Genomic DNA, 14,531 nt, shown 5'->3' with positions numbered 1-14,531 from the left:
GGCGCAGTTTTACAGCCATGATGGGAGGTAAAACATCAGCTCGCCGCCCCAGACACCGTTTTTTCCGTGGCGGGCACCGTCAGCATCAGCAGGAAGCCCACCACCAGGAACACCAGAATGGTGCTCATCCCCCAGCGCTGGCTGTCTGTTATTGCCGTAACCCAGCCTACCAGCAATGGGCCCGCAAATGCCGTAGCCTTGCCGGAAAAGGCGAACAGGCCGAACATCTGCGTTTGCAGATGTAGCGGTGCAACGCGGGCCAGGTGGGAGCGACTGGCGGATTGCAGCGGCCCCACGAAGATACCCAGAATCATGCCCCATACCCAGAAAGCGGTGGCACCGTCCACCACCAGGATAGCCAGGGCACTGCAGCCCAGTCCCACCAGTGACAGCAAAATGGTGTTGCGTCCGCCCAGGGCATCATCAATCCAGGCAAACCCCACGGCACCCAGCCCTGCGGTTACGTTCAGTGCGATGGCGAATTGCAGAACTTCCGTGGTGTTCATATTGAAGGTGCCGGCGGCGTATACACCCCCGAACGTGAAAATAGTGGCCAGGCCATCGGTATAGAGCATGCGGGCAATCAGAAAGCGCACGATGTCCTTGTACTGGCGCACATGGGCAATGGACTCCTTCAATTGTCTGAATCCGGCGCGGGTAGCAGCAGCCATGCCCAGGCCGGTTGAGGGCCGGTCCGGAATAAAGAAGAACGCCGGCAGAGCGAACACCAGGTACCAGACGGCAACCAGAACGAAGGTGGCGCGCACATGCTCGGCCTCGTCACGGTTCAGATTGAATGGGTTGATGTCGGTTTCGATAAAACCGTACAGAGCCACCACCAGGCTCAGCACTCCGCCCGCATAACCTAGCCCCCAGGCCCAGCCGGACCAGCGGCCGGTGCGTTCCTGGCTGGCCAGGTCCGGCAACATGGAGTTATAGAAAATGAACGCGAATTCGGCACCGAGCGTGCCGAGGCCCACCCACAGGGCAGCTTTCCAGAACTGGTCCTGATCCGGCGTTATGGTCCAGAGCATGGCACAAGACGCCACACACAACAGGGTGAACGTTATAAACCAGGGCTTTCGACGGCCCGACTGGTCCGCGATGGCTCCCAGAATGGGTGCCAGGATGGCGATAATTACCCCCGAAATGCCCACGATATTACCCCAGGCCTCGGTACCGGCTACTTCATTCTGCATCACCGACACGCTGAAGTACTGGGCAAAAACAAAGGTCAGGATGATGGTAAAGAAGGCGCTGTTGGCCCAGTCATAAAATGCCCAGGACCATAGTGCCCGTTTGTTTTCGGGCGCACTCTGGGGTTGGGTGAGGGGTATTTGTAATGCCATTTTCGGCTGAACTCCTGTTCCTTGCGAGGGACATCCGTGCCGTGATTGTCGCCGTTAAACCGGTAAATGCCCAGCCCCGCCGGGTTAAACCGCTTTCAGGTTGGCCGCCTCGTGGTTCAGCAGCCAGGCCTTGCGTTCCAGGCCGCCAGCATAGCCGGTGAGGGTGCCATTGGCGCCGATCACCCGGTGGCAGGGAATCAGGATGGCGACCGGGTTCAGGGCATTCGCCCGGGCCACGGCACGGACGGCCTTGGGGTTGCCCAGGGCCTCTGCCAGTGCCCCGTAGGAGCGATGCTCTCCTGCCGGAATCCCAATCAGTCCCTGCCAGACCCGTTGCTGAAAATCAGTGCCGGTCAGCCGGATATGGCTTCGGGGCAGGGGTTGGAGAACACCATCGAAATAGGCTTCCAGCCATTCGGCAATGGCCCTGGGTGCGGAGCCAGGCTGCTCAGACCACTGGATGTGGCGATACCGCCGGTGCTGCAGGGTGCGCATGCGCTCCTCGTTGTCGTCGAAATCAAGATGAACCAGTTGGTTATCCATCGTGGCCAGGCTCAAAGGGCCAATGGGGCTGGGAAATCGGCTGACATGGATCCGTGGTGTCATGATGATGTCTCCTGCAGGGTAGGTTGGGCTGCCAGACTTGCCCACAGGTACTGGGCGGCATAGGCCCGCCACGGGCGCCAGCATTCGGCGTGGTGGGCCAGAGCCTTGGCATTATCCGGTGCGCCGATGAGGGCCGCGGCCTTGAGTATGCCCAGATCCGTGGCCGGAAAAGCGTCCGGGTCGCCCAGGCCACGAAGCGCCAGGTAGTTGAGTGTCCAGGGGCCGATGCCGCGCAGTTTGGCCAGTTGATCCAGCAAGGTACTGCCATCCAGTTCGGTGAAACCGGGTTCGGCAAACCGGGCAACAACACGTGCCAGGGTCTCGGTGCGGCTGCGGGTCAGCCCGATGTGGTCAAGGGGTTGGCCTGCAATCTCCGCCGGTGTCGGGAAGCGATGGGTGATTCCCGTACCAGCGACCAGTTGTTCAGGAAGAGGAGCGCCGTAGCCAGTAACCACGCGCCCGGCAAGTGTCCGGGCGGCGGCAACGGATATCTGCTGGCCCAGAATGGCCCGCACAGCAAATTCAAACCGGTCCCAGCAGCCGGGCACTCTCAGCCCGGGAAACCGTTCGATTACGGGCCGCAGGAGGGGATCCCGGGACAGGTGATCGGTAATGCCTGGCAGGTCGGCATCCAGATCGAACAGGCGGCGTACCCGCGCACTGATATCAAGAATGACGTGCCTGACCGGCCCACGCAGGATGACCTGCATTCCGGGCTTGTCAGCGAGTGGGCGACAGATCACCAGCCCCGGATGGCCCTGCAAGTGTATGGCGCGGGCATAGTACCGATCACCCACTGCCTCCAGCCCGGGAATGGCGCGGGCGTGGAAGAAAGCCAGCAGCGCGTCGCCGTCGAACGGTGGCCGTGCCTGAAGAAACAGTACCAGGTCGTCCCGAGCTGGCTGGAAAGGGTCCTGCGGTAGACGATTGGCTTTGGCTGCCGCCGGCTGCCTGACTCCCCGGCGGAAGGCTGTGGGTGCATCGCCATAGGCTGTTTTCAGGCTGTGATTGAAGCGGCGCAGACTGCCAAAGCCGGCGATAGCGGCAATTTCGGTCATGCTCAGATTGCTGTCTACAATCAGTTGCCGTGCCCGCAACAGGCGACGGGCCTGGGCATGCTGCTGGGGTGTCGCACCGGTATGGCGCTTGTAGAGCCGGCGCAGGTAGCGATCGGTAATACCCAGGCGCTCTGCCAGCTCCGCCACTGAACCCTTGTCCAGAGCACCCTCTTCCACCAAGCGTACCGCCCGGGCCAGGGTGGTGTGCACGCCGGCCGCTGCCGGGCTGCCTGGCGCGGCCTCCGGCCGGCACCGCAGGCAGGGGCGAAAACCGTTGGCCATGGCTGCCTCTGCTGAAGGGTAAAAGTGCACGTTGCCGCGCTTGGGTGTCACCGCAGGGCAGATGGGGCGGCAGAAGATTCCGGTGGTCACCACGGCGGTGTAGAAGCGGCCGTCGAATCGGGCATCCCGGGTTTTCAGTGCCTGGTAGCAAAGGTCATCAGTTAAGGTGTTCATGCAAGTCAGTGTATCAGCATGGTGGGGCAAAACTCGCCGAATTCGGAACTGATGCTGCGCCGCTCAGATCGCAGCCAAAAGGCCTGCCATTCCCGACCCTACACACCGCCTCGCGGCATATGTCTGCGTGCTCTACACTTTGAATAGCCGGGCCCGGGTCGGGCCTTCCAAATCCGTGGTAACAGAGTATCAATTATGCCGCGATTTGATGATGATGGGGCGCAAAGCAGTTTTCCCGATCTGTTTCCGAAGCTGGCCTCAGGCGTGCCAGGGGTGTTGTTTATCTATCAGCAAAGTGCTGATGGACTGCGCTATCGTTACCCTTTTGTGAGTGACCGGGTCCGGACTCTGTTCGGGCTTGAGCCAGAGGATTTGCATCGGGATGGACAGGTGGTGTCCTCGGTAATACACCCCGAGGACATCGGTGGTGTTGCCGCCAGTATCACTGAATCCGCCAGAAAGCTCACACCCTGGCAGCATCAGGCCAGAATGCGCCTTGTTAATGGCGACTATCACTGGTTCGAGTCAGACTCGGTTCCGGAGCTTCAGGCCGATGGCAGTGTGCTCTGGTATGGCCAGTTCAACGATATCCAGCCCTTCAAGGATCTGGAATTCTCTCTGCGGGAGAGCGAGGCTGAATTTTCCTTCCAGGCAGGATTCCAGAAACTGATTGCCAGGTTGTCATCGGACTTTATCACCTGTGGTTTCGGGAACATTGATCAGAGCATTAACAGGGTTCTGGAAGCCATCGGCCAGTTTTTCGGGGTGGATCGTGCCTACCTGTACCGCATTTCCGATCAGCGTACGGAAATGACCAATACCCACGAATGGTCTCGCGATGGTGTGGAGCCGCTGATAGACACTCAACAGCAGGTGCCAATTGATACCTTTACCTGGTGGCATCAGCAAATTGATCAGATGGTCGAAACGAATCGCCTGGTCTTCGTTGAGAATGTAGCAGAGCTTCCGGAGGAGGCCGGGCCGGAAAAGGCCCTACTGACCAAACAGGGCGTTTGTTCCATGTTCTGTGTGCCCGTGCGCACACGGGGTATGGTGTCAGGTTTCTTCGGGGTGGATTCCCTGAGTCCCCGGGAATGGCGGACCGACCAGGCTGATCTGTTGATTATCGTCTCCGGTTTGCTGTCTGGTGTCCTGGAAAGACACCGGCTTGAAGAAGAGCTACTGAATCAGTCGATCAGAGACCCGCTGACAGGGCTTCATAACCGTCGTTATCTGTATCCCCGCCTGGATGAAATGATTGCCCTGTGGAACCGGGAACAGCAGCCATTCGCACTGGCGCTGTTCGACATCGACCACTTCAAGGTGGTCAACGATACCCTTGGCCACCTGGCAGGCGACTATGTGTTGCGAGAGTTTACCGGCATTCTGCTTGAGCATACCCGTGCCATGGATGTTGTGGCACGCTTCGGTGGCGAGGAGTTTGTGGTAGCGTTTTCTGCAACGGATAGTGATGCTGCGGGGGCGCTGGTAAACCGGATTATCAAGAAGGTCAGGCATTACGACTTTGTCGTTGATGGACAGAAAATTCCACTGACCGTTAGCGCTGGTGTTGCAGCTGTCGGAGGCGATGACGCTGCTGATCCGACGCCGGAAATGCTGATTGGCTCGGCGGATAACCGGCTCTATCTTGCCAAAGAAGCCGGCCGCGATTGTTTCGCAAATGCATCAGGCCCATCGCGGCTATAACTAAAGTTCATTTCCCTTGATATTTCATTTTAGTATATGCTTAGAACTAAATTTGAATCACCGGGAGATGAGTAACATGGCCAATCCACTCGTCCAGCACTTTTTTGACGAACCCACCAATACATTCAGTTACGTGGTCAGTGACCCTGACAGCAATGCCTGCGCGATCATCGATTCCGTACTGGATTTTGACTATGCGGCAGGCAAGACGGATGTCCGCTCTGCTGATGAGATCATTAACTACGTCCGAAACCAGAATCTGGAGGTAGCGTGGATCATTGAGACCCACGTTCACGCGGACCACCTTTCGGCAGCGCCTTACCTCCACACGAAGCTTGGTGGAAGAACCGGCATTGGTGCCCACATCATTGAAGTACAGGAGATTTTCGGCAAGGCGTTCAATGCGGGTACCGAATTTGCCCGGGATGGCAGCCAGTTTGATGCCCTGTTTGAAGAGGATGACCGCTTCCAGGTTGGTCATCTCGAGGGGCGTGTCCTGCACACGCCGGGTCACACACCTGCTTGCCTCACTTACGTGATCGGGGATGCGGCCTTTGTGGGAGACACTCTGTTCATGCCGGATTACGGCACTGCACGTTGTGATTTTCCAGGCGGAGATGCGCGGGTGCTTTACCAGTCTATCCAGAAGGTGCTGGCATTGCCGCCGGAGACCCGTATTTTCCTTTGCCACGACTACAAGGCGCCGGACAGGGAAGAATACCAGCACATGACCACCGTAGCGGAACAGCGCCGTCAGAATATTCATGTACATGAGGGTGTTTCCGAGGAAGAGTTCGTGAAAATGCGGACCGAACGTGATGCAACGCTGGACATGCCCCGGCTGATTCTGCCGTCGGTGCAGGTCAACATGCGGGCCGGGCATATGCCCCCTGCCGAGGATAATGGGCAGGTTTACCTTAAAGTACCGGTTAACCTGTTCTGACGTTCCCGATGAATCTGAAACGCTACCTGCCCATCCTCCAGTGGGCGCCACAATACGGCCGTGCTCAGGCCACCAGTGATCTGGTGGCCGCGGTTATTGTGACGGTCATGCTCATTCCGCAGTCACTGGCCTATGCTCTGCTGGCAGGCCTGCCGGCCCAGGTCGGATTGTACGCCAGTATCCTGCCGTTGATGATCTATGCGGTGTTCGGCACCAGTCGCACCCTTTCGGTAGGGCCTGTGGCCGTTGCTTCCCTGATGACCGCAGCCGCCCTTGCGCCACTGGCTGAAGCCGGCACCCCGGAATACGTTGCCGGTGCGGTTCTGCTGGCGGTTATGTCGGGCCTGATGCTGACGCTGATGGGGGTTCTCAGGCTTGGCTTCCTGGCCAATTTTCTCAGCCATCCGGTGATTTCCGGCTTCATCACCGCCTCCGGTATTGTCATTGCCGCCAGTCAGCTCAAGCATATTTTCGGCATTCAGGCGTCCGGTCATAATCTGTTGTCGATTGGCCAGTCACTGATAATGTCAGCAGGAGATATCAACCTGGCGACCCTGGCGGTTGGCGCCGGCGCGCTGTTGTTCCTGGTCCTTGCCCGCAAGCGCCTGAAACCCGCGCTTATGGCCATGGGCCTGGCGCCACGAACGGCCGATATCCTGACCAAAACCGCGCCCATTCTGGCGGTGCTGGTCACCACCCTCGCGGCCTGGTTGTTCCAGCTCGATTCCCAGGGTGTGCGCCTGGTAGGAGATGTGCCCCGGGGATTGCCCGATTTCACCATGCCCAGCCTGGACATGGGGTTGTGGCAGCAACTGGCGGTCAGTGCCTTGTTGATCAGCGTAGTCGGTTTCGTGGAATCGGTGTCCGTGGGTCAGACCCTGGCTGCCAAACGGCGTCAGAGGATCGATCCGGATCAGGAGCTGATTGGCCTGGGTACCGCCAACCTGGGGGCCGGATTTTCCGGTGGTATGCCGGTAACCGGTGGTTTTTCCCGGTCTGTGGTCAATTTCGATGCCGGTGCCGAAACTCCGGCAGCGGGCGCCTATGCTGCGATGGGCATTGCCCTTGCCACCCTGTTCCTGACGCCCGCCATTGCGTATTTGCCCCAGGCGACCCTGGCGGCAACCATTATTGTTGCGGTTGCCACCCTGATTGACCTTCCGGCCCTCGGCCGCACCTGGCGGTATTCCCGGACGGATTTCGGCGCCATGCTCGCCACCATCGTGTTAACGCTGGTACACAGTGTTGAGGCCGGCATTATCGCGGGCGTGGCTTTGTCGATCGGCCTGTTCCTGTACCGGACGAGCCGCCCACACAGCGCGGTGATCGGCCGTGTGCCGGGCACCGAGCATTTCCGTAATGTGCTGCGCCATGATGTGGAGCTTTGCCCGAAAGTGACCTTTCTGCGGGTGGATGAAAGCCTGTATTTCGCCAACGCCCGTTTTCTCGAAGAAACCGTGATGGACCTGGTAACCCAGCAACCGGAGCTGCAGGATCTGGTGTTGGTATGCCCGGCGGTCAATCTGGTGGATGCCTCGGCCCTCGAAAGCCTGGAGGCGATCAGTGAGCGGTTGACGGATGCAGGCGTCCGCCTGCATCTTTCGGACGTAAAAGGACCTGTAATGGACCGCCTCAAGGACACAGAGTTGCTGGCGAATCTTGAAGGCCAGGTCTTTTTGAGTGCTTACGAGGCCTGGCAGGCACTGACCAGGCCCTGCAAAAAGACGGCGCAACGTCCGCAATCGGAGCATCCACAGTATGGGAATGACCGAGAACCTGCTCTCTGCCAGCCAGCTAATCATCACCGGACTGATATTCCTGGCGATACTGGCTAACGCTGCGCGGGGCATCAACTGGGCGGAATTTCGCCGCGACCAGACCTTGCAACATACGTTTTTTGGGGCGGCAGTGGCTTTGGGGTTTGTCTGGCAACTCCGGGCGGGTATTTCTCCAGGGCTTTCCATTCACGTGTTCGGTATCACCCTCATCACCCTGATGATGGGATGGCGGCTGGCGGTATTGTCGGGATTGCTTGCGCTGGTAATCACCGTGATTACGGGCCGGGAACCGCTGATCGCTTTCGCCGCCAATGGCTTGGTCACGGTGATGGTGCCAGCCCTCGTCAGTTATGGAATTATGCTTTGGGAGCGAAAGCGGAATTTCCGTAACTTCTTCGCCTATATCTTCTTTTGCGGTTTTTTTGGTGCCGGTATTTCTGTTGCGGTGGCAGGGATGGTGATGTGCCTGATGCTTTGGTCGGCTGGCGTTTATACCTTTGGTGAGCTGGTCCACGAATACCTGCGGTACCTTCCGTTATTCATGATTCCCGAGGGTTTTGTAAACGGCGCCTTCGTTACCGGGCTTATGGTGTTCCATCCCGAACGGCTGACAACGCTGGATCAGAGGCGTTACCTATAGATGTGAGCTGGCGCATTTTTTGGTGTGCGTCTGTTAACGCCACCGAGAATGTTTCTGCAGTTTCCGTTGCAGGGTCCGGCGGTGCATGTTCAGCGCCCTGGCGGTAGCTGACACGTTACCGTCGTTATCGTTCAGTATCCGCTGAATATGCTCCCACTCCATTTCTTCCACCGACGGTGGCTCGTTGCGAAGATTCGGTGGCGTATCGAGGGACTCGAAACCGGCCAGCAGCTGATTGACTGTCACTGGTTTGCACAAATAGTTTACTGCACCCCGACGCATGGCCTCTACCGCTGTGGCGATGCTGCCGTAACCTGTCAGTACCAGAACTTCCAGTTTCGGGCTCAATCTCAACAGTTCTGGCAACAGCTGCAGGCCGCTTTCGCCGGCGAGGTTGAGATCCAGAACACATCGGTCGATGTTGTCAGTCTCCAGCACGTCTATGGCTTCCTGGTGGCTTTGTGCAAGCCGTGACTCAATGCCATGACGATTGAGAGAGCGCTGGAGCACCTGCAGGAAGGCATTGTCGTCATCAATTAGCAGCCAGACCCGGTGTTCGCTCACGATCCGAACTCCCCTTGTCGGTGTTTATCGGCTGCCACCGGCAGGTCAATAATCATGGTTGTGCCTCCAGATCCTGCCCGTGCCCTCAGGTTGCCCCCGAGGCGCTGGATGGTGGCGTTAGACAGGAACAGGCCAACCCCGAGACCATTCTCTGAACTCACAACCTGTTCGCCGAGGGCGCCTTCCAGTTCAGACTCCAGGCCATCGCCATGGTCCTCGATAATCAATTCCAGCCTGCTTTCATTTTCCTCCCGGGCACTGATACCGACCCAGGTCGGGCTGGCCGTGACCGCGTTGGCGAGCAGGTTTAAAACCGCCTGATCAAGCGTGGCATCCACTGCCACCGGGCAGTGGGGAACCGGCTGGTACCATTCAATCGCTGCACCTGGCCAGAGCAAAGTAGCGGACTCCCGCAGGCGCAGCATCCAGTCACTCGCCGTCAGGGTTTCAAGCTGGGCGGCTTTCGCCTGCATAGCCGCTGCAGACAGTTGTTGCAGGTGATTGCTGCAGAGCCCGAGTTGTTGTTCCATCAATGCAAGGTCATCTGAAAACGGAACGTCGCCGGGCGCGGAGGATTTCATCTCCTCCACCAGCAGGGTCATGGTGTTGAGCGGTGTTCCCAGGCGGTGGGCGACTGCGGCGGCAGACAGCCCCAGAGCTATAATCTGTTCGTCCCGCAGGCGGATTTCCCGTATCTGAGCCAGTTGGGACTGTTGCTGGCGCAGGCGCCGGGAAAGCGCACCGACAACGAGGAGCAGAATTATGGCGGTCGCGGCAAAGGTTACCCACATACCGACCAGGTGCAGCTGGGCCAGGTTGGCGCTGTGGTGGTCGTGGGTGACCGGGGTATGCCAGATGACCAGTGAGGTATAGATTGCGATACCGGCGATGGTAACTGCGATGCTCTGAGCCAAGGGTACCAGAATGATGGCAACGGCAATGGGTAGCAGCAATAGCGAAATAAGGGGATTGGTATAACCGCCGGTCAGAAAAAGCCAGGCGCCGATCAGCAGCAGATCGACAGTCAGAACCAGGCTGACTGTCGCCGTGGAGCGGGGTGGCCGCCGGGTAAACCAGAGCCAGGCCAGAATTGCCACAACAGCATAAACCAGGCAAACAATCAGGGCCTCCGCACGGTGTGCCAGAGTGACCATGGATTCTGCGACAGCGATGGTAACCAGCTGGATCGCAACAAGCGTCAGCCGCATGCCCAACAAATAACGGGCAGTTTGTTGAAAACCGGTCTGTGAGTGGGTTAGCCATTCCATGGGCGGGATTCTATCAGCAGACACCGGGGCCCGGTGGGAAAATGTGCGAATGATTGCCGGGGGTCAATCAGTGAAGTAACAGATCAGTTGCTGGCGGACGATATCGCCTCGCAAATGAAGTGGCCGGTCCGTGAGGTCATGAACCCGGATCGCACTGCCAGGGGATGGTATTTGCGCCGCTGAGGCAGATGTTTTCTCCAGATGTTCCGGAAAATACTGGCAGTGACTGGTTTGCGGAAACAGGGCGGCATAGGCAACGCCGGTTTCCACCAGATCCTGGAAAAAATGCGATCCGTAAGACAGGTCCGGAATCATCTGACCGGCACTTTCTGACACTTCCACCAGCGCGGCTATGCCGGCAATGTCTGAAAAACGGGCGGGAACGCCCAGCTCCGGGCTGCTGGTGCCCCACCGGCCCGGGCCGATCAGCAACGTCGGAGTATTGGAGGATCGAACCTGTTCACCAACCAGCCGGGCGACCTCGTAGCGCTGATTGGAATTAAGCCTGGCGTAGATCGGCCCGTCCACACGGATCACCCGTTGGATAGTCAGGTTGATGTTGCCGCCCATAAAGTGCCCTTTGGTACGGAACAGAATCCTTTCTTCCGGTAGTGAGTCCGGGATGTTCACCGGCCCTGTTTCCCCGACAGTTGCCAGCGGCCGACACTGCACCAGATTGAAGGATGGATCGCCATGGTCATCCAGGTGCAGGGTGAACTCCACATCCACCGGGTGTCGATAGCCCGCTTCCAGAGCCTGCAGCATGGAAGAAAGCCTTGAAATAAAGGCACCCTGTTGCACCAAGGGCCGAAAAGTCAGGCGCCAGACCGGGCCTTCCAGCCCGATCTGTTCAGCGCTCATGGTCGCCGCCCGGTCCACTTCCGCCAGGTGGGCCATGGGCAGGCCGGTGGTGTTTTCCAGTAACTGGCTGAGCGGGCGGGTGCTCAGGGTTCCGTCGTGCAGGTCCAGCAGATCCACCAGGTGCTGTGAGAACTGATAGGATTCGTCCTGGTTTCGAAAAGGCTGCCGCATGGGCTGGTCCAGGGCCATTACGCAGGCGTGATCCCCTTCGATCCGATCCACCGCCCGGGTACCAAGCCCCATGACCAGCCTGACCATTCCGGCTTTCGGGTCCATGGTGTTGTCCCACGCGAAGGTATTGCGGGAGACCCCCACGCCTGCTGCATCCGGCAGGTAGTAACGACCATGAAAACGGCCGTTGACCCTCTGGATCAGCAATGCCATGGGCTCCTCCCGCTGGTCCAGCCCGCGCTGTTGGCGGTAACGCAGGGCATCGTCACTCATGGAGGAGGCATAGACCTGGCGAATAGCATTCTCCAGTGCTGCCAGCCGTTGCTCCGGCGAGCCCTGGTTGACCAGGAATACGCTGTCGTACTTGCCGGCAAAGGCATTTCCGAAACCGTCTTCCTGCAGGCTTGATGAGCGTACCAGTATCGGATACTGGCCGTAGTGATCCAGCAACCGCTCCAGCTCGGTCCGGACTTCGTGGGGGAAGCCGCCGGCGATTATGCCTTCTCGCAATGCCGGAGCTTCCGTCAGATATCCGTCTTCGGACCGCTGGCGCATGATCGATGGCCACAGCCTGTTATGTACCAGGAATGCGTAGTAAGCGTCGGTGCCAAGATAGCTGGAATCGTGGGGCTCCAGATATTGTTGCCACAACTCCGGGCATTCTTTGAGCAGGATGTTCCGGGCAATCAGCATGCCGGTGGCTTTGCCACCGATATAGCCGCTACCGACCATCCGGCTGCGGATGCCCAGCAGATCTTCCAGTGACAGGTAGCGCCGTGCCAGTTCCAGTATCTGCGGATCCCGGCTGATCAGTACCTGCAGCACCTGCTCCTGTAAATCGGTGATGCAGCCCTCATCCTGTTCAGACAGCGCCCGGCTGGCCTCCTGAAACAGCCGGTCCCAGTAATCCAGTAGCGGCTGGCGGTGCAGGTGTTCAAGCTCGAGATCTGCCTGTAGCCGGGTAGCGTCACTGCTGTCGGTAATGGGCCGGAACTGCCCGTCCTGCTCCCGGTGGGGCAGGAACATGGTGGGAGACTGCCGGCGCCAGGCCTTGGTCGGGTGAATCTGCACGTTGTCGCCATGGCGTTGCACGTCGATCATCACCTGGGTGGTCTCGCGGATGCGATCCAGGGTCATGCGGGAATGTCGGTCGGGGTGCAGGGCAAACCAGGCCACGGTGTCCAGTTCGAACAGGAACGGGCACACCACCCGGAAGAAGTTGCCCACCATGGCATCGGTGGCCCAGGCATTGAGCAGCTCACTGAGGCTGTCGCAGACGTAAAACGCACCGCGGCCGTGCTGTTCTATAAGGTGCCAGACCCGGCTGGTAAAGCTCTCGAAGCCGCCCAGTGCGTCGATCCTGATGGTGCGAACGGCAGGATGTTCTTCGATGATGGGCGGGTGTTCGCCAAAGCGGAGATAAATGATTTGCCGGCCGGTGTCGGCGGCGGCATCCAGAAAGGGGAGTACGAACCGACGGTAGTCATTCAGATCCGAGACCCGCCAGACCACGTTGTCACCGATTCGCAGACTGTCCAGAACCTCGTCCAGCCCGGTCAGGCCGGTGGATATCCGGTCATCAGGCTGGAGAAGTTCTTTATCAGTCATGGCTGGATCAGATCACGCCCATGGCGTCCATCGCCCTGGCAACGCGGAGGAAACCGGTGACGTTGGCACCCAGCACATAGTTGCCTTCCGAGCCAAACTCGGCAGCCGTTTCGTAACAATTCTTGTGGATATCAATCATGATTTCCTCAAGGCGTTTCTGGGTGTAGTCGAAGGTCCAGGAATCCCGGCTGGCGTTCTGCTGCATCTCCAGTGCGGACGTGGCAACCCCGCCGGCGTTGGCGGCTTTGCCCGGGCCATAGGCTATGCCGGCTTCCTGGAACAGAACAATGCCTTCCGGTGTCGTCGGCATGTTGGCACCCTCGGCGACGGCGATACAGCCGTTTTCAACCAGGGTTCTGGCGTCTTTGCCATTGAGCTCGTTCTGAGTGGCGCAGGGTAGAGCAACGTCGCAAGGCACGCTCCAGATATTGCCGCCTTCCACATACCTGGCGTCTTGATGGAACTCAGTGTAGGCGCTGATTCGGCGGCGCTCCACTTCCTTGATGCGCCGGAGGGTCGGAAGGTCAATGCCCTTCTCGTGAACAACCATACCCTGGGAGTCGGAACAGGCAATGACCTTTGCTCCCAGTTCGTGGGCTTTTTCAATGGCGTAGATCGCCACGTTGCCGGAACCGGACACCACTATTGTTTTACCTTCCAGAGAGTCGCCACGGGCTTTCAACATTTCGTGGGTAAAGAACACGGTGCCGTAACCGGTCGCTTCGGTACGGGCACGGCTGCCGCCCCAGTCCAGACCTTTACCGGTGAATACACCCAATTCATAGCGGTTAGTGATGCGCTTGTACTGGCCGAACAGGTAGCCGATCTCACGGCCACCCACGCCGATGTCGCCGGCCGGCACATCGGTGTATTCGCCCAGGTGGCGATACAGTTCGGTCATCAGGCTCTGGCAGAAACGCATCACTTCGTTGTCGGATTTGCCTTTCGGGTCAAAGTCACTGCCGCCTTTACCACCGCCGATCGGCAGGCCGGTCAGGGCGTTCTTGAAGATCTGCTCGAAGCCGAGGAACTTGATGATGCCGAGATACACCGACGGATGAAAACGCATGCCGCCCTTGTAGGGCCCCAGGGCACTGTTGAACTCGACACGGAAGGCGCGGTTGATGTGAATCTCGCCCCTGTCGTCCTGCCAGGGCACCCGGAAAATGATCTGGCGCTCGGGTTCGCAGATGCGCTGGATGATTTTCTTGTCGGCAAACTCCGGGTACTTCACCAGAACGGGGCCGAGGGTTTCCAGAACCTCGTGGACTGCCTGGTGGAATTCGCTCTCGCCGGGATTACGATGCAGTACATCCTGGAAGATAGGCTCCAGTTTTTCGTCGAGTTTTGCTGTCATGGGAATGCTTCTCGGAATACGCGTATTGAAGACTGGTTAAAAATACAGTCGGCCAAAAAAGGCCATAGATTGCACCATAGCGGGGCACTTATTGGCAAGTTCGAAAAGAAATATCCTTACCGTATTTTTTGGAGTACTTCGGGGAGTACCCCGAAAGGGGTGCGG

11 protein-coding genes are annotated in these 14,531 nt (G+C 58.7%); 4 read left to right on the top strand and 7 right to left on the bottom strand.

Going from position 1 to position 14,531, the window contains the following annotated elements; genetic code table 11:
• Positions 1-35 precede the first annotated feature (35 nt).
• From M8010_RS00750 to M8010_RS00740, 3 genes are all read right to left on the bottom strand, one after another.
• Positions 36-1,349, bottom strand: a complete 1,314-nt coding sequence (locus tag M8010_RS00750; protein ID WP_250086859.1) for an MFS transporter — start codon at positions 1,347-1,349, stop codon at positions 36-38.
• Between the two features lie 84 nt (positions 1,350-1,433).
• Positions 1,434-1,955, bottom strand: a complete 522-nt coding sequence (locus tag M8010_RS19905) for a methylated-DNA--[protein]-cysteine S-methyltransferase (protein ID WP_284047929.1) — start codon at positions 1,953-1,955, stop codon at positions 1,434-1,436.
• The gene (locus tag M8010_RS00740; protein ID WP_250086857.1) at positions 1,952-3,469 is read right to left on the bottom strand and encodes a DNA-3-methyladenine glycosylase 2 family protein; all 1,518 of its coding nucleotides are present in this window, start codon (positions 3,467-3,469) and stop codon (positions 1,952-1,954) included. Before M8010_RS00740 ends, M8010_RS19905 begins: the two co-directional genes overlap by 4 nt.
• Positions 3,470-3,664: 195 nt before the next feature.
• On the opposite strand from M8010_RS00740, the gene M8010_RS00735 reads away from it, so the two are divergent.
• From M8010_RS00735 to M8010_RS00720, 4 genes are all read left to right on the top strand, one after another.
• Positions 3,665-5,176: a sensor domain-containing diguanylate cyclase gene (locus M8010_RS00735; protein ID WP_250086855.1), complete on the top strand. Its 1,512-nt coding sequence runs from the start codon at positions 3,665-3,667 to the stop codon at positions 5,174-5,176.
• A 76-nt stretch (positions 5,177-5,252) separates the two neighbouring features.
• Complete coding sequence (locus M8010_RS00730) at positions 5,253-6,119, top strand: MBL fold metallo-hydrolase (RefSeq protein WP_250086854.1); 867 nt, start codon at positions 5,253-5,255, stop codon at positions 6,117-6,119.
• 8 nt (positions 6,120-6,127) lie between these two features.
• On the top strand, positions 6,128-7,954 hold the full coding sequence (locus M8010_RS00725) for a SulP family inorganic anion transporter (RefSeq protein ID WP_250086852.1): 1,827 nt from the start codon (positions 6,128-6,130) through the stop codon (positions 7,952-7,954).
• Positions 7,878-8,537: an energy-coupling factor ABC transporter permease gene (locus M8010_RS00720; protein WP_250086850.1), complete on the top strand. Its 660-nt coding sequence runs from the start codon at positions 7,878-7,880 to the stop codon at positions 8,535-8,537. Before M8010_RS00725 ends, M8010_RS00720 begins: the two co-directional genes overlap by 77 nt.
• 33 nt (positions 8,538-8,570) lie before the next feature.
• Here the strand turns inward: M8010_RS00720 and M8010_RS00715 are convergent, their stop codons facing one another.
• The 4 genes from M8010_RS00715 to gdhA all read right to left on the bottom strand — a co-directional run bounded on the left by M8010_RS00715 (position 8,571) and on the right by gdhA (position 14,366).
• Entirely contained in the window at positions 8,571-9,101 is a 531-nt protein-coding gene (locus tag M8010_RS00715) for a response regulator transcription factor (RefSeq protein ID WP_250086847.1), read from the bottom strand.
• On the bottom strand, positions 9,098-10,369 hold the full coding sequence (locus tag M8010_RS00710; RefSeq protein WP_250086845.1) for a sensor histidine kinase: 1,272 nt from the start codon (positions 10,367-10,369) through the stop codon (positions 9,098-9,100). Before M8010_RS00710 ends, M8010_RS00715 begins: the two co-directional genes overlap by 4 nt.
• Positions 10,370-10,432: 63 nt before the next feature.
• Positions 10,433-13,009 (bottom strand): PEP/pyruvate-binding domain-containing protein, encoded by a 2,577-nt coding sequence (locus tag M8010_RS00705; RefSeq protein ID WP_250086844.1) that lies wholly within the window; start codon positions 13,007-13,009, stop codon positions 10,433-10,435.
• A gap of 7 nt (positions 13,010-13,016) precedes the next feature.
• Positions 13,017-14,366, bottom strand: a complete 1,350-nt coding sequence (gdhA, locus tag M8010_RS00700) for an NADP-specific glutamate dehydrogenase (protein ID WP_250086842.1) — start codon at positions 14,364-14,366, stop codon at positions 13,017-13,019.
• Positions 14,367-14,531: the final 165 nt, after the last annotated feature.

It is taken from the genome of Marinobacter sp. ATCH36, assembly GCF_023555055.1.
GTDB lineage: Bacteria > Pseudomonadota > Gammaproteobacteria > Pseudomonadales > Oleiphilaceae > Marinobacter.
This window is presented reverse-complemented; position numbering and strand designations above follow the sequence as displayed.

What these genes read in the sequence shown, in the direction of transcription:
- M8010_RS00740 (WP_250086857.1), bottom strand. Translation starts at nt 3,469, where the DNA reads ATGAACACCTTAACTGATGACCTTTGCTACCAGGCACTGAAAACCCGG.
- gdhA (WP_250086842.1), bottom strand. Translation starts at nt 14,366, where the DNA reads ATGACAGCAAAACTCGACGAAAAACTGGAGCCTATCTTCCAGGATGTA.
- M8010_RS00720 (WP_250086850.1), top strand. Translation starts at nt 7,878, where the DNA reads ATGGGAATGACCGAGAACCTGCTCTCTGCCAGCCAGCTAATCATCACC.
- M8010_RS00750 (WP_250086859.1), bottom strand. Translation starts at nt 1,349, where the DNA reads ATGGCATTACAAATACCCCTCACCCAACCCCAGAGTGCGCCCGAAAAC.
- M8010_RS00735 (WP_250086855.1), top strand. Translation starts at nt 3,665, where the DNA reads ATGCCGCGATTTGATGATGATGGGGCGCAAAGCAGTTTTCCCGATCTG.
- M8010_RS00725 (WP_250086852.1), top strand. Translation starts at nt 6,128, where the DNA reads ATGAATCTGAAACGCTACCTGCCCATCCTCCAGTGGGCGCCACAATAC.
- M8010_RS00705 (WP_250086844.1), bottom strand. Translation starts at nt 13,009, where the DNA reads ATGACTGATAAAGAACTTCTCCAGCCTGATGACCGGATATCCACCGGC.
- M8010_RS00730 (WP_250086854.1), top strand. Translation starts at nt 5,253, where the DNA reads ATGGCCAATCCACTCGTCCAGCACTTTTTTGACGAACCCACCAATACA.
- M8010_RS19905 (WP_284047929.1), bottom strand. Translation starts at nt 1,955, where the DNA reads ATGACACCACGGATCCATGTCAGCCGATTTCCCAGCCCCATTGGCCCT.
- M8010_RS00710 (WP_250086845.1), bottom strand. Translation starts at nt 10,369, where the DNA reads ATGGAATGGCTAACCCACTCACAGACCGGTTTTCAACAAACTGCCCGT.